Source organism: Pseudonocardia autotrophica (assembly GCF_003945385.1).
Lineage (GTDB): Bacteria > Actinomycetota > Actinomycetes > Mycobacteriales > Pseudonocardiaceae > Pseudonocardia > Pseudonocardia autotrophica.
On record NZ_AP018920.1, the window covers coordinates 3,650,925 to 3,672,772 of the forward strand.

The 21,848-nt window shown below is 74.1% G+C and carries 19 protein-coding genes and 2 riboswitches; of the genes, 10 read left to right on the forward strand and 9 right to left on the reverse strand.

Annotated elements, in window-relative coordinates; genetic code table 11:
- Positions 1-60 precede the first annotated feature (60 nt).
- Genes Pdca_RS17100 through Pdca_RS17110 form a run of 3 tightly spaced genes read left to right on the forward strand, consistent with a single transcriptional unit; the run spans position 61 to position 3,345 of the window.
- The gene (locus Pdca_RS17100) at positions 61-1,380 is read left to right on the forward strand and encodes a hemolysin family protein (protein ID WP_085911241.1); all 1,320 of its coding nucleotides are present in this window, start codon (positions 61-63) and stop codon (positions 1,378-1,380) included.
- Complete coding sequence (locus Pdca_RS17105; protein ID WP_085911031.1) at positions 1,377-2,441, forward strand: hemolysin family protein; 1,065 nt, start codon at positions 1,377-1,379, stop codon at positions 2,439-2,441. The genes Pdca_RS17100 and Pdca_RS17105 overlap by 4 nt, the downstream gene beginning before the upstream one ends.
- A gap of 25 nt (positions 2,442-2,466) precedes the next feature.
- Positions 2,467-3,345 carry a 3-methyladenine DNA glycosylase gene (locus tag Pdca_RS17110; protein ID WP_085911032.1) on the forward strand — a complete coding sequence of 293 codons (879 nt, stop codon included), beginning with the start codon at positions 2,467-2,469 and terminating at the stop codon, positions 3,343-3,345.
- 7 nt (positions 3,346-3,352) lie between these two features.
- On the opposite strand, the gene Pdca_RS17115 is transcribed toward Pdca_RS17110, so the two are convergent.
- On the reverse strand, positions 3,353-3,550 hold the full coding sequence (locus Pdca_RS17115) for a hypothetical protein (protein ID WP_085911033.1): 198 nt from the start codon (positions 3,548-3,550) through the stop codon (positions 3,353-3,355).
- Positions 3,551-3,657: 107 nt separating this feature from the next.
- The gene (locus Pdca_RS17120) at positions 3,658-5,391 is read right to left on the reverse strand and encodes an ABC-ATPase domain-containing protein (protein WP_085911034.1); all 1,734 of its coding nucleotides are present in this window, start codon (positions 5,389-5,391) and stop codon (positions 3,658-3,660) included.
- A gap of 236 nt (positions 5,392-5,627) precedes the next feature.
- On the opposite strand from Pdca_RS17120, the gene Pdca_RS17125 reads away from it, so the two are divergent.
- Positions 5,628-6,695, forward strand: a complete 1,068-nt coding sequence (locus Pdca_RS17125) for a DUF368 domain-containing protein (protein ID WP_085911035.1) — start codon at positions 5,628-5,630, stop codon at positions 6,693-6,695.
- A 33-nt stretch (positions 6,696-6,728) separates the two neighbouring features.
- Positions 6,729-7,124: a PPOX class F420-dependent oxidoreductase gene (locus Pdca_RS17130; RefSeq protein ID WP_085911036.1), complete on the forward strand. Its 396-nt coding sequence runs from the start codon at positions 6,729-6,731 to the stop codon at positions 7,122-7,124.
- Here Pdca_RS17130 and Pdca_RS17135 read toward each other — a convergent pair.
- The gene (locus Pdca_RS17135; protein WP_085911037.1) at positions 7,104-8,630 is read right to left on the reverse strand and encodes a CoA transferase; all 1,527 of its coding nucleotides are present in this window, start codon (positions 8,628-8,630) and stop codon (positions 7,104-7,106) included. The genes Pdca_RS17130 and Pdca_RS17135 overlap by 21 nt on opposite strands.
- Positions 8,627-10,372, reverse strand: a complete 1,746-nt coding sequence (locus Pdca_RS17140; protein WP_085911038.1) for an acyclic terpene utilization AtuA family protein — start codon at positions 10,370-10,372, stop codon at positions 8,627-8,629. The genes Pdca_RS17135 and Pdca_RS17140 overlap by 4 nt, the downstream gene beginning before the upstream one ends.
- A gap of 79 nt (positions 10,373-10,451) precedes the next feature.
- Here Pdca_RS17140 and Pdca_RS17145 point away from each other — a divergent pair, with 79 nt between their 5' ends.
- The gene (locus Pdca_RS17145; protein WP_085911039.1) at positions 10,452-11,333 is read left to right on the forward strand and encodes a LysR family transcriptional regulator; all 882 of its coding nucleotides are present in this window, start codon (positions 10,452-10,454) and stop codon (positions 11,331-11,333) included.
- Here Pdca_RS17145 and Pdca_RS17150 read toward each other — a convergent pair.
- Both Pdca_RS17150 and Pdca_RS17155 read right to left on the reverse strand, forming a co-directional pair.
- Positions 11,307-12,746 carry a sensor histidine kinase gene (locus Pdca_RS17150; protein ID WP_158092057.1) on the reverse strand — a complete coding sequence of 480 codons (1,440 nt, stop codon included), beginning with the start codon at positions 12,744-12,746 and terminating at the stop codon, positions 11,307-11,309. The two genes, Pdca_RS17145 and Pdca_RS17150, sit on opposite strands and share 27 nt — an antisense overlap.
- 47 nt (positions 12,747-12,793) lie before the next feature.
- On the reverse strand, positions 12,794-13,477 hold the full coding sequence (locus tag Pdca_RS17155) for a response regulator transcription factor (protein WP_085911041.1): 684 nt from the start codon (positions 13,475-13,477) through the stop codon (positions 12,794-12,796).
- 111 nt (positions 13,478-13,588) lie between these two features.
- Here Pdca_RS17155 and Pdca_RS17160 point away from each other — a divergent pair, with 111 nt between their 5' ends.
- The 3 genes from Pdca_RS17160 to Pdca_RS17170 all read left to right on the forward strand — a co-directional run bounded on the left by Pdca_RS17160 (position 13,589) and on the right by Pdca_RS17170 (position 16,567).
- Positions 13,589-15,718, forward strand: coding sequence for an MMPL family transporter (locus Pdca_RS17160; protein WP_085911042.1), 2,130 nt, complete (start codon positions 13,589-13,591; stop codon positions 15,716-15,718).
- 175 nt (positions 15,719-15,893) lie between these two features.
- Entirely contained in the window at positions 15,894-16,178 is a 285-nt protein-coding gene (locus tag Pdca_RS17165) for an AbrB/MazE/SpoVT family DNA-binding domain-containing protein (RefSeq protein WP_232021014.1), read from the forward strand.
- Entirely contained in the window at positions 16,175-16,567 is a 393-nt protein-coding gene (locus tag Pdca_RS17170) for a type II toxin-antitoxin system VapC family toxin (protein ID WP_085911043.1), read from the forward strand. The genes Pdca_RS17165 and Pdca_RS17170 overlap by 4 nt, the downstream gene beginning before the upstream one ends.
- Before the next feature lie 204 nt (positions 16,568-16,771).
- Here the strand turns inward: Pdca_RS17170 and gcvP are convergent, their stop codons facing one another.
- The gene (gene gcvP, locus Pdca_RS17175) at positions 16,772-19,651 is read right to left on the reverse strand and encodes an aminomethyl-transferring glycine dehydrogenase (RefSeq protein WP_085911044.1); all 2,880 of its coding nucleotides are present in this window, start codon (positions 19,649-19,651) and stop codon (positions 16,772-16,774) included.
- A 44-nt stretch (positions 19,652-19,695) separates the two neighbouring features.
- A riboswitch (glycine riboswitch) is annotated at positions 19,696-19,811 on the reverse strand.
- A riboswitch (glycine riboswitch) is annotated at positions 19,812-19,908 on the reverse strand.
- Between the two features lie 82 nt (positions 19,909-19,990).
- On the opposite strand from gcvP, the gene Pdca_RS17180 reads away from it, so the two are divergent.
- Positions 19,991-20,290: a YiaA/YiaB family inner membrane protein gene (locus Pdca_RS17180; protein WP_085911045.1), complete on the forward strand. Its 300-nt coding sequence runs from the start codon at positions 19,991-19,993 to the stop codon at positions 20,288-20,290.
- A gap of 19 nt (positions 20,291-20,309) precedes the next feature.
- Here the strand turns inward: Pdca_RS17180 and Pdca_RS17185 are convergent, their stop codons facing one another.
- Together Pdca_RS17185 and Pdca_RS17190 are read right to left on the reverse strand one after the other, a co-directional pair.
- Entirely contained in the window at positions 20,310-20,924 is a 615-nt protein-coding gene (locus Pdca_RS17185) for a MerR family transcriptional regulator (RefSeq protein WP_125911444.1), read from the reverse strand.
- A gap of 203 nt (positions 20,925-21,127) precedes the next feature.
- Complete coding sequence (locus Pdca_RS17190) at positions 21,128-21,604, reverse strand: bifunctional nuclease family protein (protein WP_010224693.1); 477 nt, start codon at positions 21,602-21,604, stop codon at positions 21,128-21,130.
- Between the last annotated feature and the right edge of the window lie 244 nt (positions 21,605-21,848).

Here is a 21,848-nt window from a genome sequence, read left to right on the forward strand (position 1 = left end):
GGGTCGCTCCGTATCGTCGTGCATCGTTGCAGCCCGCATCTGCCGTCCGGAGTGTCCTCGGTGACCGTCCTGCTCTCGTTGCTCGGCCTGCTCGCGGTGCCGGTGCTGCCCCTCGGGACCGCCGTCTCCGTCGCGTCGGAGTTCTCGTTGACGGCGCTGGAGCGCAGCCGGATCGAGGCCGCCGTCGCCCGCGACGGCGACCGCCGCACGCGCGCCGTCCGCCGCGCCCACTCGGGCCTGTCGTTCCAGCTCTCCGGCTGCCAGCTCGGGATCACGGTGACCACCCTGGCCACCGGCTACATCGCCGAGCCCGCGATCGCCGGGCTGATCCGGCCGGTGCTGGAGGCGATCGGGCTGCCCGGCGGCTGGGCGTCGGGCTCGGCGACCGCGCTCTCGCTGGTGGTCGCCACGGTGCTGTCGATGGTGTTCGGCGAGCTGGTGCCGAAGAACCTCGCGATCGCGCACCCGCTGGAGGTCGCCCGGGCGGTGGTCTGGCTGCAGGCCGGGTTCGCGTCGGTCTTCCGGCCGCTGATCACCGGCCTGAACGCGGCGGCGAACGCGATCGTCCGGCGGCTCGGTGTCGAGCCCGCCGAGGAGCTGCGCTCGGCCCGGTCGCCGGGCGAGCTGAGCTCGCTGGTCCGGGCCAGCGCCGCCAGCGGCAGCCTCGATCCGGCGACCGCAGCGCTGCTCGACCGCTCGCTGCGCTTCACCGACCGCACCGCGGAGGACCTGATGACACCGCGGCCGCGGGTGGAGACGATCGACGCCGAGCAGACGGTGTCCGATCTGGTGGCGCTGGCCCGTCGTTCCGGGTTCTCCCGGTTCCCGGTCATCGACGGCGATCCGGACGTCCCGCTCGGGCTGGTGCACGTGAAGCAGGCGTTCTCGGTGCCGCCGGCGGACCGCCCGACCACCCGGGCACGTGACCTGGCCCGGCCGGTGGAGACGGTGCCGTCCTCGCTGGACGGCGACCTGCTGATGACCCGGCTGCGGGCCGCCGGGCTGCAGACCGCGGTCGTCGTCGACGAGTACGGCGGCACCGCCGGTCTGGTCACCATGGAGGACCTGCTCGAGGAGATCGTCGGCGACGTCCGCGACGAGCACGACCGCGCCGAGCAGGGCCGGGTCCGCCGGCTCGGCGACGACGGCTGGGCGCTGTCCGGGCTCATGCGGCCCGACGAGGTGCTGGCCGCGACCGGATTCCGGATGCCGGCCGGCGGGTTCGAGACCCTCGCCGGGCTGGTGCTGGCGCGGCTCGGGCGGATCCCCGACGCGGGCGACGAGCTGGTGCTCGACGGCTGGCGGCTCACCGTGCTGCGCCGGTCCCGCAACCGGGTCGCCGAGATCCGGCTCGCCCACGACCGGGGGGTGCGGGCATGACCACCGGGGATCTGCTGGCGCTGCTCGCGGCGATCGCGCTGCTCGGGGCGAACGCGTTCTTCGTCGCCGCCGAGTTCGCGCTGATCTCCGCGCGCAAGGACCGGCTGGAGGCGATGGCCGAGGCCGGGTCCACCGGTGCCAGGACGGTGCTGGACTCGGCGCACGACCTGTCCCGGATGCTCGCCGCGTCCCAGCTGGGCATCACGATCGCGTCGCTGCTGCTCGGCCGGCTCGGCGAGCCCGCGGTGGCACATCTCATCGACGGTCCGCTGGCGGTGGTCGGCGTGCCGGACGCGCTCGCCTACCCGATCGCCTTCGGGATCTCGCTGCTGCTGGTGGTCGTCGCGCACATGCTGCTCGGCGAGATGGTGCCGAAGAACATCGCGATCGCCGGGCCGGAGCGGGCGGCGATCGTGCTGGTGCCCGCCTTCCTGGCGTGGACCGCGCTCGCGCGGCCGTTCGTCGAGCTGTTCAACCGGATGGCCAACGGGACCCTGCGGCTGGCCGGGGTGACCCCGAAGGACGAGCTGGAGACCGCGTTCACCTCCGGTGAGCTCTCCGAGATGATCGACGACGCGCGCCGCGAGGGCCTGCTCGACGACGACGAGTCCGCCCGGATCGGCCGCACACTCGCCTCCGCCGAGTCCACCGTCGCCGACGTCGACGGGCTGGTCGTCGGGCTGGACGACCTGGTCTGCCTGGACGGCTCCCCCACCGTCGGCGAGTTGACCGCGGCCGTCGGGCGCACCGGGTTCTCCCGGTTCCCGGTCCGCGGCGCGCACGGCAGGCTGACCGGCTACCTGCACGTCAAGGACGTACTCGATCTCGCCGACGCGGACGCGGCGACGATCCCGCCGCAGCGGGTGCGGGCACTGGCCGCGGTGCCGGTCGGCGCCGGGCTGGAGGAGGCGCTGACGATCATGCGCGATGCCAGGTCGCACCTGGCGCGGGCGGTCGACGACCGCGAGCGCACCGTCGGGGTGGTCACGCTGGAGGACGTCACCGAGGCGTTCGTCGGGACCGTCCGGGACGCCACGCACGCCCCGGACGCCCGGCCCTGACGACCGGGGACGTACCGTCGGCACCGTGGCCGAGCCGACCCTGGTGCTGGACGGGCCGCGTTGGCGGGCCCGCGCGCAGGCGCACCGGCAGCGGGTGGCCGCCTGGACCGGCCCGCACCGCGAACGGCGCCGGCGCGGCGAGCCACATCCGGTGTGGGACTTCCTGTTCACCTACTACTCGCACCGGCCGGCGCTGCTGGAGCGCTGGGACCCGGGCCCGGGGGTGCTGCTCACCGGCGACGACGCGGACCGATTCCTGGACCGGCCCGGCTACCGGCGCGCCGCCGGCGGGGTGCTGCTCGATCCGGCCGAGCTCCCGGACCGGCTGCGCGGCACCGCCGCGTTCGTGCACCGGCTGCTCACCGCGACCCGGTCCCGGGAGCCCCGGCTGGCCTGCTTCGGGCTGCACGAGTGGGCGATGGTCTACCGCACCGAGCAGCCGCGGCACGAGGCGGTGCCGCTGCGGCTGGGCAGCGCCGGGACCGACGCCGTCGTCGAGTCCCAGCGGATCAGCTGCTCGCACTTCGACGCCTACCGGTTCTTCACCGACGCCGCAGCACCGCGGAACACGCTGACCCCGACCCGGGAGACGCAGATCGAGCTGGAGCAGCCGGGCTGCCTGCACGCGACGATGGATCTCTACAAGTGGGCGTACAAGCTGGCCCCGGCGGTCCCCTCGGAGCTGGTCGCGGACTGCTTCGAGCTGGCCGCGGACGTGCGCGAGCTGGACATGCGGGCGAGCCCCTACGATCTGGCCGCGCACGGCTTCGATCCGGTGCGGATCGAGACCGCCGAGGGGCGGGCCGGGTACGTCCGCGCGCAGGCCGGGTTCGCCGAACGCGCCGCGCCGCTGCGGGACCGCCTGATCGAGCTGACGGACGGACTGCTGGGCGCGGCGCGCTGAGCGGGCCTCAGGCCGGGACCACCTCGTCCAGCACGCCGTCGCGGGCCGAGGCCACCAGATCCGAGAACTGGTCGACGCTCATCTGGATCCGCTGACCGAAGTCGTCGGTGATCACGATCCGCTTCTCCGGGACGGCGGCGTCGTCGACGTACAGCTCGGGGCAGCCGCAGTTGCAGCTGCCGCAGAAGGTGGCGATGTGACGCATGCGGGTGCTCCCCTCTCGGGCGGTGCACGGACGGACGTCCGCGCCGTGCGGAGCGGTCGCGCCCGCCGGCCCGGTGGTTCCGGCTGTCACCCGACGGGGGCACGCTGTCACCGCGGCGCGTCCGTACGGCGGTGGCCGGTGACCCGGGCGGTCCGCAGCCGGTTGAGGGCCGCGGCGACCTCGTGCCGGCGGGGCACCGCGAAGTCGGCGAGCGAGCCGTGCGCGATGGCGGCCGCACCGTCGCGTTCGACGTCGGCGTCGAACCGGTCCAGCGCCTCGGCGAGGGTGCCGCCGTCGAGCTCCAGATGCGCCAGCGCGAGGCCGATCCCGTTCGTCTGTGACGGATCCGCCAGCTGGGACACCGCGGAGAGGTCGATGTCGTCGCCACCGAAGGTGAGCCGGCCGCGCCCGCGGGCGGTGACCTTGCGGCGGCCGCGGACCTGCGGATCGACGCTCGCCGGATCGAAGATCCGGTGCCCGAACGCGGGGAACCCGGCGTCGGCGGAGTCCGGGGCCACCCCGGCGATCTCGCGGGCCCGGTCGGTGATCTCGTCGACCCGGTAGTCCTGCAGCAGGATCACCGTGTCGGCCCGATCCAGGTAGTCCCCCGATCCGCCCATCACCAGCACCGTGGACACCCCGCGGTCGCGGTGCAGCGGGCGGACCCGGTCGACGAACGGCACCAGCGGTTCCGCGGAGATCAGCTCCCGCATCCGGGCGTCCCGGATCATCACGTTGGTCGCCGAGGTGTCCTCGTCGACCAGCAGCGTGTCGGCACCGGACTCGAGGGCCTCGATCGTCGAGGCGGCCTGCGAGGTCGAGCCGGACGCCGACGGCGTCGAGAAGTCGTCGGTCGGGCGCCCCGACGGCAGGTCGGAGACGAAGGCGCGGACGTCCACCCGCTGCACCGACCGCTCGTCCTCGGCGCGCACCGAGACAGTGTCCCGGCGGGTCACGACGAGCTCCCGGCCGTCGCCGGGGACGTGGTCGTACACCCCGGTCTCGAGCGCCCGCAGCAGCGTGGACTTGCCGTGGTAGCCACCGCCGACGATCAGGGTGACGCCCTCGGGGACCCCCATCCCGGTCACCGGGCCGCGGTTCGGTGTCCTCAGGGTGACCCGCAGCGACTCCGGGGACCCGAACGGCACGGCGTCGGGCAGTGGGCGGTCGTCGATGCCGGAGGCGCGCGGCAGCACCGCGCCGTCGGCGACGAACCCGACCAGGCCCTCGGCTCGCAGCGCGTCCCGCAGGGCACCGGCGTCCTCGATCGTCTCGACGAACTCGACCGCCCGGTCGCGATCGGCGTTCTCCCAGGTCAGGGCGCTCCCGATGGCATCGGGGAGGTCGTCGGTGAGCGTGCGGGCGGCGGCGTGCCCGGCGATCCGGCGGCCGTGCCCCGGCAGCGGCACACCGAGCTCGACGACGACGTCGCCGGAGTCGGCGTCGATCCGGATCGCGCTGCGGTCGAGCACCTCCTGACCGCCGGCGTCGACCGTCAGCGGGGTGTCGCGCAGACCGGTGCGCAGCGCACGGAGCAGGAACCCGCCGAGCGCCCGCGCCCGTACCGGGGTCCGGTACAGCTCGGCGGGCAGGGCAGCGGTCGCCGCCGGCACGGTGACCCGCAGCCGGGACGGCGGCGCGAACGGGTCGGCCTGGACCTTGCGGATCTCCAGCTCGGCACCGTCGATCGACCAGCGTCCGGCGAGGCCCTTGTAGGCGCCGTAGCCCGAGCCGTCCATGCCGTGCAACCGGGCGGCGAGCTCCCGGCGGTCGCCCTGGACACCGGACGGTGGCGGGCCACCCGCGCGACGATCGGGGCGGGTGCGGTGCGTGCGGGTCATGCGGTCCTCTCCGGACGGGTCTGGATGTCCCGGCGGGGGTACCCGGCCGTGCCGATCTCACCCGTGTCCATCTCAACCGTGCCGATCTCACCCGTGTCCATCTCACCCGTCCGGCCCGGCCGCGCGGTGGCCGGTGCCGTTTCGGGTCGTCATCGCCCAGCTCGGGCGGGTCCTGTTCACCCGAGTGATTCGTCGTCGAATGCCGGTCGGTAGCCTGACTCGTCGTGTTGTCGCGTATGTCCGGAGTCCACCTCGCGCGTGGCGCGGCGATCGGTGTCGTCGAGACGATCCCCGGCGTCAGTGGCGGGACGATGGCCCTCGTCGTCGGTATCTACGAGCGGCTGATCGCCCAGGCCGGTCACCTGGTGGGCGCGGTGCGAGCGCTGCTGCCCGGCCAGGCCGGCGGCGACGTCCGCCCCCGCGAGCAGTTGCGGCGCCTGGACTGGGGCCTGCTGGTGCCGGTCGCGATCGGGATGATCCTGGCCGTCGTGCTGGCGTCGCGGGTGCTGCCCGACCTGATCGAGTCGCATCCGGTCGGCGCGCGGGCGGTGTTCTTCGGCATGGTCGCCGCGTCGGTCGCGGTGCCGCTGCGGATCACCGGGATGCTGCGCGGATGGCGCGAGTGGGCGATCGTGGTCGTCGCGTTCGTGGTGACCTACCTGGTGAGCAGCCTGCCGCCGGCCGCTGGTGACGGCAGGCCGCCCTACATCCTCGTCGGGCTCGCCGCCGCCATCGCGATCTGCGCGCTGGTGCTGCCCGGCTTCTCCGGCTCGTTCCTGCTGCTGGTGTTCGGCCTGTACGAGCCGACCCTGCGCGCGGTCGCCGAGTTCGACATCGCCTACATCGCGGTGTTCGCGCTCGGCGCGATCGTCGGGCTCGGCACCTTCGTCTCGCTGCTGCAGTGGCTGCTCGAGCACCACCGCCGCACCCTGATGGTGATCATGGTCGGGGTACTGCTGGGTGCGCTCCGGGCGCTCTGGCCCTGGCAGGACGACGCCCGCGGCGTGCTCACCCCGGACCCGGGCTGGATCGCCATGCTGATCCCCGCGCTGCTCGGCGCCGCGCTCGTGATCGGCATCATGCTGCTGGAGCGCCGGGTCGAGCCGCGCTCCGCCGATGCCGACGGCGGTGCGGCGTCCGGGACCGTGTCCGAGCAGGCGGCGGCGACCGTGCCGCCGTCCGCCGAGGAGGAGACCCGGTTCCTGCGCCCGGTCCGCCCGGCCGACACCCCCGACGGGGGCCCGGCCGACGTGACCCGCCCGCTCCCCCGGATCGATCGGCGGGACGGTCCCGGAAACCCTTGACCTGACCTCGGGTTCAGCTCCGACGATGCTCCCATGAGCATCTTCAGCGAGAGCGAACTCGGATACCTGCGCGGGACGGGCCGGCTCGCCCGGCTGGCCACGATCGGGCCGGACGGGGGCCCACAGGTCCGGCCGGTCGGCTACCTGGTGAACCAGGACGGCACGATCGACGTCGGCGGCATCGACAACCCGGCCACCCAGAAATGGCGCAACGTGCGGCGGGACGAGCGGGTCGCGCTCGTCGTGGACGACACCGGGGACGGTCCGGGCTGGTCGCCGCGCTGGGTCGAGGTGCGCGGGACCGCCGAGCTGCTGCCGGGCGTGGTGCCCGGCGGCGCGCTCCGCGACGCCGCGCCCGGCGTGATCCGGATCCGGCCACGGCGGATCCTGGCCCATGTCGACGGCACCTCACACAACAGGACCGTGTGACTCCGCCTGGGCGCCGTGTGGCAGCCACCCCGGCCGCGACGACCCGCGCGGCACCAGCACCGTGCGGTACCCGCCGGGCGTCGCCGTCATCCTGACCTGGTCGGTGACGCCCTGGTAGTGCCCGAGCGGGGTGGACGCGGTGAACGTCTCCGGATCGGGGTACGCGTGCTCGGTGCCGGTCCCGGCGATCTCCCTGGCGTAGCCGAGATCGAACACGCCCAGCTCCAGCATCCACAGCGCGGCCCGGACCAGCGACACCTCGACCGCCCACGAGCCACCCTCGGTGGCGCGCCTGCGCAGTGCCGCGCAGATCCCGGCGGCCGCCAGCCAGGACACGATGTAGTCGTTGACGACCAGGATCGGGGACAGCCGCGGCCGGCCCCCGCCGCCCTCCAGCGTCATCATCCCGACCAGGGTGCCCGCGGACTGGTCGAAGCCGATCCGGTCCGCCCACGGCCCGTGCGGGCCGTGCAGGGTGGTCGTGGCGTGCACGATCCCGGGCCGGACGGCCGCCGCCTCCTCCGCCGACAGTCCGATCGACTCCAGGTAGCCGGGCCGCCGGTTGGCGTGGAAGACGTCGGCCCCGGCGAGCAGCCCGCGCAGCAGTGACCGGCCGCCCGATGTGCGCGGGTCCACCGTGCAGGAACGGACGCCGACGTTCGCGCTGATGTAGGTGGTGTCGTGCTCGAACTCGTCGGGCCGCCACACGTTGAGCACGTCGGCGCCGTGCAGCGCGAGCGAGCGGCCGGTGCCTGCCCCGGCGATCACGTGCCCCATGCCGAGCGCGCGCAGCCCGTCCAGCGGCTGCTCGGGCCGGTCGCGGCCGGGGAACGGCTCGGGCGGGGCGTCCCCGATCCGGCGCAGCGTGATCGGCGGTGTGTCCGCGATCGCGGCGTGCTGCGCGGTGTCGAGCCACTCCTGCGGGGTCCGGGCCATCGGCAGCACGATCCCGGCGGCGGCCGCGGCCTCCTCCAGGTCCGCGGCGTCCCACCGGCGGATCGCGTCGGCGACGCCTGCCTCGGGCGCCCCGAGGAAGGTCTCGGCGGCGTGCCGCAGCTTCGGGTACGGGTTGAGCGGCATCACCCAGCGGCCGTCGCGCGTCTCGTGGAAGGTGAACCCGAGTGCCTGCGAGGTGATCGCCGGGCTGGCCGCCGGATAGCCGTTGAGCAGCTCCCAGCGCCGGTCGTAGAACGGGCAGAGCCGGTGCGGGGCGCGGCGGACGTCGACCGTGACGTCCTGGCCGTCGCCGCCGCGGTCCCGGTGGATCGCGGCGACGCCGACCGACTTCGCGGCGAGCGCGACCGCCGCTCCCCCGCCGAGCCGCAGCGCGCTGGGCACCACCGGATCGGCACCGACGAAGCCGATCCGGCCGCCGGCATCGGCAGCGGACAGCCCGGTCCCGGCCAGCAGGCCGTCCAGGGCGGCGGCCGGGTCGAACGCGTCGTCGGTGGCGGGATGTGCGACGGCGGCCCGGATCCGCCCGGACAGACCCGTCGGGCCGTTCACCGCGGACCCGGCACGTGCTTGGCCCGCAGGTACTCGCCCACGGACTTGCCGATCTGGTCGACCCGCAGGTTCGCCGAGCCGCCCGAGCCGAGCAGCCCGACCAGCACCAGGTGCACCGCGCCGAGGTGCGGGAACTCGTGCCGGACGATCGCCCCGCCCGCCTCCGGGAGCAGCGTCGCCACCCGCTCGGTGCCCAGTGTGGCGCGCAGCCAGTCCCAGTGCGCCGGATCCTTCACCCAGATCCCGACGTTCGCGTTGCCGCCCTTGTCGCCTGCCCTGGCGTGCACGAACCGGCCGAGCTGGACCGGGTCGCCGTCGGGTTCGGGCAGCGGTGGCTCGGGATGCACCGGCTGGGCGAGCTCCTCCGGGCCTGCGGTCCGGGTCGGGCGCGGCGGATCGATCCGGGTGCCGTCGTCGAGCACGACGTGCTCGTCGAGCAGCGTCGCTTCCAGCAGCGCCGGCCAGTACTCGATCCTGGGCCAGGGCTCGGTCGCCCGCGGGGCGTGCCCGTCGTGGTGGAACCCGGGGAAGCCCTGCAGGTACAGCGAGCCGACGGCCGGGGCGAAGCGGCGCAGCGGCTCCGGGTCCCGGGCGGTGGCGATCACCCGGATCGGCACCGTCGCCGCCCACTGGTCGGCCGGATCGTCGGCGGCGACACCGAGCGGGGTGATCTCCAGCTGGTCGACGTGGCCCGCCAGCCGATCGGCCAGCTGGCTGCGCAGCAGCGCCACCTTCGCCTCGACGTCCGGGGCGGTGCAGAACAGCATCGTCGAGATCTCGTAGCCGATCGGTGCGAACACCGCGACCTTCGCGGTCGGTGGTGGCGGGGAGCCGGTGACCGGGCCGATCGCCACCCGGTCCGGGCCCTGCTGGGTCAGCCGCACGGTGTCCAGGTGCACCGTGACGTCCGGATTGAGGTAGCGCGGGCCCTGGATCTCGTAGAGCAGCTGCGCGGTGACCGTGTCGACGGTGACCGCACCACCGTCGGCGCCGTGCTTGGTGATCACGCTCGATCCGTCGGCGGCGATCTCGGCGATCGGGAACCCGGGCCGCAGCATCCCCGGGACGTCGCGGAACCCGGAGAAGTTGCCGCCGGTCGCGTGCGCGCCGCACTCGATCACGTGCCCGGCGGTGACGGCGCCGGCCAGCGCGTCGTGGTCGTCCGGGGTGAGGCCGTGCCACCAGGCCGCCGGGCCCGCGGTGAGCGAGGCGTCGGTGACCCGGCCGGTCACCACGATGTCGGCACCCGCCGCGAGTGCGGCCGCGATCCCGAAGCCGCCGAGGTAGGCGTTCGCGGCGATCGGCTCGACGCCCCAGTCCTTGAGCGGGGCACCGGTGTCCAGATGCTCCAGGCCGTGCCCGTCGGCGTGGAAGCCGGCCAGCCGATCCAGCACCCCGTCGCCGGTGACGTGCGCGACCCGCAACGTCACCCCGGCGGCGGCGATCCGGCGGCGCAGCTCGGCGGCCATCCCGGCCGGGTCGAACCCGCCCGCGTTGGTGACCACCCGCAGCCCGCGCCGGGCGATCTCGGGCAGGTGCGGGCCGAGCTGGTCGAGCGCGTAGCCGACGTAGCCCGGCTTGCCGCGCCGGGCGCCGGCGGCCAGTGCGGCCAGGGTGATCTCGGCCAGGTAGTCGCCCATCAGGACGTCCACCGGATCACCCGCCATCACCTCGTCGACCGCGGTGTACCGGTCACCCAGGTAGCCGGAGACGTTCGCGATCCGCAGCGATCGTGTGCCCATGCCGGTCACGCTAAGGCGACGCCGGTGCTGTGGCCAGGACCGATGCACGAACCGGGCGTGACCCCTAGGGTCATGGATCGTGGAACTGTTCCACCTGCGCTATTTCATCGCCGTCGCCGACGAGCTGAACCTGACCCGGGCCGCGGCCCGGCTGCATCTGGCCGCCTCGCCGCTGTCGCGGCGCATCCGCGATCTCGAACGCGAGCTCGGGACGCCGCTGTTCGTCCGGTCCGCGCGCGGGATGGCGCTCACCGAGGCGGGCCGGGCGCTGCTCCCCCGCGCCCGGGAGATCGTGCACCGGGTGGACACGCTGCCCGGCGAGATCGCCGCCGCCGACGGTCATCCGGTCGCCTCGGTCGGGATGGCCCCCGACGTCACCGCGGCCGTGCGGGACGGTTACCTGGCACGGCTGCGGGCCGCCCACCCCGCGCTGGCGGTGCGGATCCGGCCCGGGCCCAGCTCGGAGCTCGCCAAGGCGGTGGCCCGCGGCGATCTGGATCTCGCCTTCGTACACGGGCGGACCGACGACCCGCGACTGCGGGAGCGGCGGATCGACTCCCGGCCGGCGGGCGTCGCCGTCGGGCACGGGCTGGGGTTCGACGACCGCACGGAGATCCGGCTCGACGAGCTCGCCGAGCTGCCCTACGCCTCGATCCGGTACGACGCGGCCCCGGCCGTCTACCGGGCGACCGGCGAGCTGCTGGCCGTGCACGGGGTGCACGGGCGGATCGAACTCGACACGCACAGTCCCGGCGATCTCGCCCACGTCGTGGCGGCCGGGCAGGCATTCACCCTGGTCGCGCTCGGGTCGGGGGCGACCCACAAGGCGTTCGTCGGGGAGCCGGTGCACGTGCTGCCGGTGACCGGCGCCGACGTCCGGCTCACCACTGAGGCGGTGTGGCGGGGCGACCGGGAGGACGACGCCGTCGTGCGGCTACTGATCGCGGCCGCCGCCCGCTGAGTCACCGGGGGCGCGATCGGCCCCGCCGGCCGGGGTGCGGGGCAGCCCGATCCGGACCAGGCAGCCCCCGCCGGCGCCGGCGCCGACCCGCACCGTGCCGCCGTGCGCCGCGACCACCGCCGCGACGATCGCCAGCCCGAGCCCCGATCCGCCGCCCCCCGGCCGGCCGGCCGGGCCACCGACCTGGTGGAACCGTTCCAGCACCCGTTCTCGCTCGGCGTCGGGCACCCCGGGGCCGTCGTCGGCCACCTCCAGCACGACCCCGCCCGCTGCCTCGTCGGCACCGGACACGGTGACGACGGCGGCGGTGCCGGCGGGTGTGTGCTCCCGGACGTTGGTGAGCAGGTTGTCCAGCACCCGGCGCAGCTGCACGCCGTCACCGCGGACCTCGGTCGGGCCGTGCACCGTGAGCGCCCAGGACCGAGCCGGATCGGCAGCCCGCGCCGTCCCGAGCGCGGCGGCGGCGAGCCCGGCGACGTCGACCGGGCGGCGCTCGGTCACCGGCCCCTGGTCGAGCCGGGCGAGCAGCAACAGCTCGTCGACCAGCGAACTCATCCGGGTCGCCTCCTCCTCGATCCGGCGCATCGCCTCGGCGAGATCGTCCGGGCGGCGGTCGGCGCCGTGCCGGAACAGCTCCGCGTACCCGCGCACCGTGGTGAGCGGTGTGCGCAGCTCGTGCGAGGCGTCCGCCACGAACCGGCGCAGCCGGTCCTCGGACCGGGCCCGCGCGGTGAACGCCTCCTCCAGCCGGGCCAGCATCGCGTTCAGCGCCGCTGCGAGCCGGCCGACCTCGGTGCCGGGAGCCGCGCCGTCCGGTACCCGGCGGGTCAGATCACCGGACCCGATCGCCGTCGCCGCGTCGGCGATCCGGTCCAGTGGTCGCAGACCGCGGCGCACCAGCACCGTCGCCACCCCCGTGAGCAGCAGCAGCGCGGCCAGCCCGGTCCCGACGAGCACGTTGCGGGTGCGCTCCATCAGCTCGGTGGAGGCGGCCGTCGGCTGCCCCACGACCAGCGTGGTCCCGTCCGGGACCGGCACGGCCAGCACCCGCCACGGTGTCCCGTCCACCCCGGTCACCGCCACCGGCCCGGCACCGTGTTCCAGGCCGCCGGGGACGGCCGGGGCCGGAGCGAGCGCCACCGTCTCGAGCGGACCGCCGTCCGGCGCACGCAGCTGCAGGAACGACGGCAGATCACCGCGGCCCACCAGGGTCGTCCACAGCGGGCCCGGTTCGCCGGCGACGGTGCGCAGCGGCGACGGGCCGCCGGCGGCCGGCAGCGCGGCGAGCACCGTCCCGGCAGCGAGCCGCAGCTGGTCGTCCACCTGACTGGCCCGCCAGTCCTGCAGCGCACCGAAGGTGGCTCCGCCGGTGAGCACCAGGCCGGCCAGCAGCACCCCAGCCGCGCTGGCCACCAGGCGGGTCCGCAGCGACACGGCACCTGTCAGCCGCACCGCACCCATCAGGGCGCCCGCACGACGTAGCCGACCCGGGGCACCGTGTGGATCAGCGGCGGACCGTGCGCATCGAGCTTGCGGCGCAGATAGGACACGTAGGTCTGCACGACGCCGTCGTTGCCGCCGAAGTCGTACTCCCACACCTCGGCCAGGATCCGCCGCTTGCTCAGCACCCGCCCGGCGTGCGCGACGAGCAGCCGCAGCAGGGCGAACTCGGTCGGTGTCAGCTCCAGTTCGGTCCCGGCCCGGTGCACCCGGTAGGCGTCGACGTCGATCTCCAGGTCGGCGATCCGGAGCAGCGCCCCGGGGCGCCCGGTGCCCGCCCGGCGCAGCAGCGCCTCCACCCGCGCGGCCAGCTCGTCGATGCTGAACGGCTTGGTCACGTAGTCGTCGCCACCGATGCGCAGCCCGTGCACCGTGTCCTCGGTCGCGTCCCGGGCGGTCAGGAACAGCACCGGCACCCGGTCCCCGCGCGAGCGCAGCCGTGCGCAGACCTCCCAGCCGGACAGATCGGGCAGCACGACGTCGAGGACGACGAGGTGCGGCCGGTACCCGGACGCCAGTTCGAGCGCTTCGGCGGCGGTGCAGGCCACCGTGGTCTCGTAGCCCTGGTAGCGCAGCGCGGTGGCGATCAGATCGGCGAGGTAGCGCTCGTCGTCGACGACCAGGATCCGGGTTGCCGGCCTCATGACCGGCAGTCTCCCGCCCCGCGGCCGGCGCGGCCACGACACGCGCGGATCCACAGAGAACTCCCAGAACCGGCGCAGGGCAGCTGAAGGCCGGGGCCGTGAACTGGGCACATGGACCGACTCTCCCGCGCCGTGCTCGCCCGCCCCGGGCGGACGACGGCGCTGCTCACCGTGCTGTTCCTCGCCGGATGCGCGTCCATCGCACTGCTGCTCCCGAGGGTGTCCGAGACCAACGAGTACCCGGCGCTGGCCGGCTACCGGGCGAACGAGGCGATCCGGGACGTGGTCGGCACCGGGGGCTACGAGCGCCCGGTCATCGGGGTGGTGACGCTCGCGCCCGGTCAGTACCCGGACGATCCGGCGACCGCCGCCGCGGTCGGTGACGCCTACGCCGCGGCGGGCCGTGCGGTCGGCGCCCGGGTGCTCTCCCCGATCGACGCCCCGTCGCAGGCGACCCGCTCTGCGGACGGCCGGGTGCTGGCCGGGTTGTTCTCCGGCGCTCCGGTCGAGCAGGGCGGACTACCCGGCAGCGCGCTCGGTGAGGGACCCGGGCTGGAGACCGCGGTCTACGCCGCGATGACGCCGCTGCTGCCACCCGGGGCGGAGCTGCGGGTGACCGGGCTGGACGCGCTCGCCACCGGTGTCGACACAGGTGGCCTGAACGCTCCGGTCAAGCTGGCGGTCACCGTCGGCGCCGCGCTGGTCGTGCTGGTGTGGGTGTTCCGGTCCCGGCTGGCGGTGGTGCCGCTGGTCGTCGCCGCGGTCGCCACCCCGGTCGCGTTCCTCGGGCTGCTCCTGGTCAGTCCGCTGATCACGGTGCACGAGACGACCGTGATCATGCTGCCGCTGCTGGGCGTCGGGCTGGCGGTCGACTACGCGCTGATCGTGGTGGCCCGCTGGCGGGAGGAGCGGGCGTCCGCGCTGCCGGGCGAGCCCCGCTCCGCAGCAGTGCACCGGACGATGGCCACGTCCGGCCGGGCCGTGCTGACCAGCACGGCCGCCGTCGCGTTCGGCCTGGCCACGATGATCGTGCTGCCGATCCCGCTGCTGCGGAGCCTGGGTGTCGGCGGGATGCTGGTGACGTTGGCGTCCGCGCTGGTCACCCTGCTGTTGTTGCCGGTGCTGCTGGCACGGATGCCCGATCCTGCACCGGAACGCATTGTTGCCGGGCCCGGCTGGGCCCGCTGGACCAGGTTCGTGGTGCGGCACCGGGTGCCGGCGGCTGCATCGGCCGGCGGGCTCCTGCTCGGCCTCTGCGCGGTGGCCACCGGGATCAACCTGCACCTTCCGGCCAGCCCGGACCTGGCCGCGACCGGGCCCGGCCGGGACGGCCTGAACGCGCTGCAGACGGCCGGGCTGCCGACCGGGCTGCTCTCCGGGTTCGACGTGTTCGTGCCGCCGGGAGCCGATCCGGCCGCGGTCGCCCGGCACCTGGCGTCGGTACCGGGAGTGGCGGCGGCCATCGCCCCGGACGGCGACGAATGGCGGGCGGCCGCCGGATCGGTGCTGACGGTGCTGCCGCACGATGAGGCAGGCACCGGGGCCGGGCGGGCGACGGTGCAGGCGGTGCGCGACGCCGCCCCGTCCGGGGTGCAGGTCGGCGGGAACGCCACCCAGCAGTTGGACTACCTCGACGCGACCTACGGCACGTTCCCGCTGATGCTGGCTCTGGTCGGACTGGTCACGCTCGTCGTACTCACCCGGGCGCTGCGCTCGGTGCTGCTCGCGCTCAAGGCAGTCCTGTTCTGTCTGCTCTCGCTCGGCGCGGTGCTGGGCGCGCTGGTCCTGCTGTGGCAGTGGGGCTGGGGTACCGAGGCGCTGCTCGGCATCACCCCGGACGGCGCGATCGGGACCTTCGTGCCGGTCACCGTGTTCGCCTTCCTCTACGGGCTGACCACCGACTACGAGGTGTTCCTGCTGTCGCGGGTGCGCGAGGCCCGCGACGCCGGGATGGACACCACCGAGGCGCTGGTGGAGGGGCTGGGCCGATCCGGCCGGGTGGTGGGCTACGCCGCACTGATCCTGTTCTTCTCGTTCGCGGCGATGGCCGGCGGCGGGGAGCTGGACGTGGCGATCTTCGCCTCCGGGGTGGCGCTCGGGATCCTGATCGACGCGACACTGATCCGTGCCGTGCTGCTACCGGCGGGGGTTGCACTGCTGGGGAGCTGGAACTGGTGGCTGCCCGCCCCCGCCGCCCGGCTGCTCGGGGTCGCGCCCGCCCCCCGGCGCACCGGAGAGTGAACGGCGTGCGCAGTGTCCTCGTTCGCTTTCCGGGCGGTCGGGAACGGCCACCACGGGTCACTGCGGGGAGCAACGTCGTGATGGGTGGGCAGCCCTCTGCGAGGGAACGATTGGATCTGACAGGAACCGACTTGATCTGACAGACAGTTGCAGACGTGACTGCTAGGCTCGTTCCATGTCAGCTGAGGTGAACGACGGTGGATCAGCCGAGGTGGTCGTCAACCAGGACGGGCGCATCCTCATCCCGGCCCAGATCCGTCGAGACCTCCGGATGACCGCCGGATCGACCCTGCTCCTGTCCGTCGAGGACGGACGTGTGGTGCTCGAGACCCGTGAGCAGCTCATCGCCCGGATGCGTCAGGAGATCGCCGAATCCTGGACCGGTGACCCCGACACCTCCCCGGCCGACGAGCTGATCGCCGAGCGTCGTGCCGAGGCGGCCGCCGAGAACGCCCGATGACCCCGGCCGGGCCGGCAGTGCTGGACGCCTCCGCGGTCCTGGCCTGGCTGCGCGCCGAGCCCGGCGCCGAGGTCGTCGACACGTACCTGCCCGCCGCGGTGCTCTCGGCGGTCAACCTCGCCGAGGTGCACCAGAAACTCGCCCAGCACGGCGTCGACGCCGACCGGGCCATCGCCCGCCTGCGCACCGTCGGGATCCGGATCGAGCCACTCGATGTCGCCGACGCGACCGCCGCGGCGAAGCTGTGGCCCACCACCCGGACGGCGGGGCTGTCCCTCGGCGACCGGTGCTGTCTCGCACTGGCCGCTCGCCTCGCAGGTCCTGCGATCACCGCCGACCAGGCGTGGACAGGGCTCGATCTCGACGTCACTGTCGTAGCGATCCGCTAGCGAGTCCCGCGACCGCAGCCGCGCCGACCGCCGGCAGCCGGCGATGCCCGACACCTGCGTGGATACCCGCTGGATCCTCGTTCGAGACGAACAGCCACCCGGCTCCTCCGTGCCGGCCCCCGGCCCGCACCGAACACCCGGCTGGTCACCCGCTCTGCGGCTGCTGAGTCCCGCCCGCCGAGGGGACGGGCGGGACTTCACGGGTCAGGCGAAGGCCTCCGGCGGCGGGCAGGAGCAGACCAGGTTCCGGTCGCCGTGCGCGCCGTCGATCCGGCGCACCGGCGGCCACACCTTGCGGTCGTGCACGCCCGGTGTCCCGCCGGTCGGGTAGGCGGCCAGCTCGCGCGGGTAGGGGTGGTCCCACTTGTCGTCGGCCAGGCAGGCCGCGGTGTGCGGGGCGCCGCGCAGCGGGTTGTCGTCGGCCGGCCACTCCCCCGCCGCGACCCGGTCGATCTCCCCGCGAATCGAGATCATCGCGGCGACGAACCGCTCGATCTCGGGCAGGTCCTCGGACTCGGTCGGCTCCACCATCAGGGTGCCCGCCACCGGGAACGACATGGTCGGGGCGTGGATGCCGTGGTCGATCAGCCGCTTGGCGACGTCGTCGACGGTGACGCCGGTCTCCTTGGTGATCGCGCGCAGGTCCAGGATGCACTCGTGCGCGACGGAGCCGTCGATGCCCGAGTACAGCACCGGGTAGTGCTCCTGCAGCCGGGTCGCGACGTAGTTCGCGGCGGCGACGGCGGTGAGCGTCGCCCGGCGCAGCCCGTCCAGGCCCATCATCCGCAGGTAGGCCCAGGAGATCGGCAGGACGCCGGGCGAGCCGTACGGCGCCGCGGACACCGGACCGACCTCGCCGCGCCCCGGCAGGAACGGCACGAGGTGCTCGGCCACCGCGACCGGCCCGACGCCCGGGCCCCCACCGCCGTGCGGGATGCAGAAGGTCTTGTGCAGGTTCAGGTGCGAGACGTCGCCGCCGAACGCGCCCGGCCGGGCCACCCCGACCAGTGCGTTCAGGTTGGCGCCGTCGACGTAGACCTGGCCGCCCGCGTCGTGCACCGCGCCGCACACGTCGCGGACCTGCGCCTCGTAGACACCGTGCGTGGACGGGTAGGTGATCATCAGCGCGGACAGCCGCGGACCGTGCTCGTCGATCTTCGCCCGCAGGTCGTCGAGATCGACGTTGCCCCGGGCGTCGGTGCCGACCACCACCACCCGCATCCCGGCCATGATCGCCGAGGCGGCGTTGGTGCCGTGCGCGGACGCCGGGATCAGGCAGACGTTCCGCTCGCTCTCGCCGCGGCTGCGGTGGTAGGCCGCGATCGCCAGCAGCCCGGCGAACTCGCCCTGGCTGCCGGCGTTGGGCTGCAGCGAGACCGCGGCGTAGCCGGTCAGATCGGCCAGCCAGCTCTCCAGCTGGCCGATCAGCTCCCGGGAACCTGCAGTGTCCGACTCCGGTGCGAACGGGTGCAGGTCGCTGAACTGCGGCCAGGTCACCGCCTCCATCTCGGCGGCGGCGTTGAGCTTCATCGTGCACGAGCCGAGCGGGATCATCGTGCGGTCGAGCGCCAGGTCGGCGTCGGAGAGCCGGCGCAGCCAGCGCATCAGCGCGGTCTCCGACCGGTGCTCGTGGAACGTCGGGTGGGTCAGGTACTCGCTGGTCCGGGCCAGCTCGGCGGGCAGTGCGTCGGCGGTGCCGGAGTCCAGTGCCGCGGCGTCCGGCGCGCCGGCCCCGAAGGCCTCCCAGACCGTCCGCAGGTGCGCGACGGTGGTGATCTCAGAGGTGGAGACGCCCACCTCGTCGCCGGACACCCGGCGCAGCGCGATCCCGGCGGCGTGCGCCGCGGCGACCACGGCGTCGGCCCGGCCGGGCACCCGGGCGAGCACGGTGTCGAAGAACGCGTCGTGGGTGATCTCGACGCCGCCGGCGCGCAGCCCGGCGGCCAGCACCGCCGCCATCCGGTGCGTCCGCTGCGCGATCGAGCGCAGCCCGTCCGGGCCGTGGTAAACGGCGTAGCAGGCCGCCATCACGGCCAGCAGCACCTGCGCCGTGCAGATGTTGGAGGTCGCCTTCTCCCGGCGGATGTGCTGCTCACGGGTCTGCAGCGCGAGCCGCAGCGCGTAGTGGCCATCCGCGTCGCGGGAGACGCCCACGAGCCGGCCGGGGAGCTGACGGGCGTGCCGCTGCCCGACCGAGAGGTACGCGGCGTGCGGGCCGCCGAAGCCGAGCGGGACGCCGAAGCGCTGGGTGCAGCCGATCGCGGCGTCCGCGCCCAGCTCACCGGGCGGGGTGAGCAGGGTCAGCGCCAGCAGGTCCGCGGCGACCGCGACCAGCGCGCCCCGCTCGTGGGCCTGCGCGATCAGCTCGGACGGATCGGCGACCCGCCCCGAGGCGCCCGGGTAGCTCAGCAGCACACCGAACATCTCGCCGTCCGGCAGGCTCCCGCCGGACAGGTCTGCGATCTCCAGCTCGATGCCGAGCGGCGCCGCCCGGGTGCGGAGCACCTCCACGGTCTGCGGCAGTGTGTCGGCGTCGACCACGAACCGGGCCGACGTGGCCCGGCCCGCGCGACGCAGCAGCGTCATCGCCTCGGCGGCGGCGGTGGCCTCGTCCAGCAGCGACGCACCGGCGACGGGCAGTCCGGTCAGGTCCGACACCATCGTCTGGAACGCCAGCAGTGCCTCCAGCCTGCCCTGGCTGATCTCCGGCTGGTACGGCGTGTAGGCGGTGTACCAGGCCGGGTTCTCCAGCACGTTGCGCCGGATCGCCGACGGGGTCCGGGTGCCGTGGTAGCCGAGCCCGATCATCGGGACGTTCACCGTGTTCCGGTCGGCCAGCCCCTGCAGCTCGGCCAGCATCTCGGCCTCACCGACCGGCGCCGGCAGCGAACCGCCGACCGGCTCTCGATCGCGGATGGCGCCGGGCAGCGCTCGATCGGCGAGAGCGTCGAGCGAGTCGACGCCGAGTGCGTCGAGCATCCGGGCGAGCTCGCCGGGGCGTGGCCCGACGTGCCGGTCGGCGAACGGCAGTCCGCGCTCGAGTTCGGCGAGGGTGGGACGGTCCTGCTGCGGGGTCGGGCTCACGGCGCCTCCGAAGGTGACGGCTCGGGCGGGGCAGGGCTGTGTCGCCCCTCCCCTCTGTCCGTACCCGCGATCCGGGCGCCTGAGAGATTCACCCGAGGCTTCGGGCTTTCCCCGTCGGCGGACGGACTCCCCGTGGTGGTCCGTCGCTTTCCAGAGGCGTCTGTACCGAGCGGTCCTGGTGCCTGAGAGGTTCCGGGAAGGGATTTGCTCCTTCGGCGCCCGGTCGTGCTGCCCCGGGTCTCTCCCGCTCGGTGTCAACGACTACCGGAGAGAGGATAACCGGTTCGGTCAGTATTTCCACGGCACCGGGCTCCGCTCCGGCACGCCAGGCTTCCCGGCATGTCGAACAGCAACGCTCCGAGCCCCGTCCCCGCCACCACGGCCGCCTTCCACCTGCAGGCGGTGCTGTCCTTCGGCGTCTCGCTGGCCGCGGTCGTCATCGGGACCTTCTACCTGCCCGTCGACGGGTGGGTGAAGGCCTTCCTCGCGATCGCGGTGCTCTACGCCATCACCTCGGCGTTCACGCTGGCCAAGTGCGTCCGCGACAAGCAGGAGAGCCTGACCGTGGTGAACCGGGTCGATCAGGCTCGGCTGGAGAAGCTGATCGCCGAGCACGACCCGTTCCGCTCCGTCGCGTGACCGGTGACCGGCCCGCCGGTCAGGAGATGGCGCGCCGCGACCGGCGCCGGGCCAGCTCGTCCTCCGGGGACTCGTCGACGGTGCCACCGTCGGCCCGCTCCGCCGGGAAGTCCTTGATCACACCGCTGATCTCGCGCATCGCGCCCGAGACGGCGATCCCGAAGACACCCTGGCCGCCCTGCAGCAGATCGACGACCTCCTCCGGGGAGGTGCACTCGTAGACGGTGGTGCCGTCGGAGAACAGGGTGATCCCGGCAAGATCTCTTATCCCGCGCCGGCGCAGGTGCTCGACCGCGATCCGGATGTTCTGCAACGAGACCCCGGCGTCGAGCAGCCGCTTCACGATCTTCAGGACGAGTACGTCCTTGAACGAGTACAGCCGCTGGCTGCCCGATCCGGCAGCCCCGCGGATGGAGGGCACCACCAGCCCGGTCCGTGCCCAGTAGTCGAGCTGCCGGTAGGTGATACCGACGACCTGGCACGCGGTCGGGCCGCGGAAGCCGACGAGGCGATCGGACACCCCGTCCAGCCCCTCACCGACGAGCGGGTCCGGGAACAGCTCTGCCTGCCCCGGCCCCTCGGGTGGTGGCGTCTGCACCGCGTGGTCTCCCTCGGTCGGCCGCACCGTGGCCATCCTCACCTTCCCATCACTCTCGGTGAAGGTGAGTTGCACGGATGTCATCAACGCAGATGACGGTAGGCGCGGCGGCCGGAGTGGTCAACGCGGCTCGCCGACACGGCCGTGCCGCACAACGCCAGGTGACGTGGCACGGGACGGGCCGGACACGCCGAGCGGCATCCGATGTCGCCGAACGGTCCGGAACGCCCGATCGGGTGTCACCCGGGCTGGGCTCCGCGGAAGTCCTCCGGCGACACCGAGTCGAGGAACTCGCGGAACTTCTCGACCTCGTCCTCCTGCTCGTCGGGGATGACGAGCCCGGCCTCGGCCAGCACGCTCTCGTCGGCGTGCACCGGGACTCCGGTCCGCAGTGCCAGCGCGATCGAGTCGCTCGGCCGTGCGGAGACCGTCACGCCGCCGTCGAAGATCAGCTCGGCGTAGAAGGTGCCCTCCTGCAGGTCGGTCACCCGTACCTGCTCCAGCCGCCGCCCCAGCGCCCCGATGACGTCCTTGAGCAGATCGTGGGTCAGTGGCCGGGCCGGCTTCACCCCCTGCTGCTCGAGAGCTATGGCAGTCGCCTCGACCGATCCGATCCAGATCGGGAGGTAGCGATCACCGTTCGTCTCCCGCAGCAACAGGATCGGCTGGTTCGCCGGGAGTTCGACCCGGACGCCCACGACGCGCATCTCGCTCATCAGCCCGCCTCCCCGGCCCTGTCGGGCCTGTCGGCCGCCCGGGATGGACCCGCCACCCCGGCCGCCCTGATCGCCTTGCTCGCCCTGGTCCGCGCCCTGGGAGCTGTGGTCGCTCGTACCGCTGCCACCGACACGTTCCGACGCTACACGGGCGGGGCCACCGATGCGCGCCTCCGGACGGGGTGTGCGAGCGTCCTTTCGACGATCGTCACACGCCCGTCCTTCCCGCGGCGTGTCGACTGGA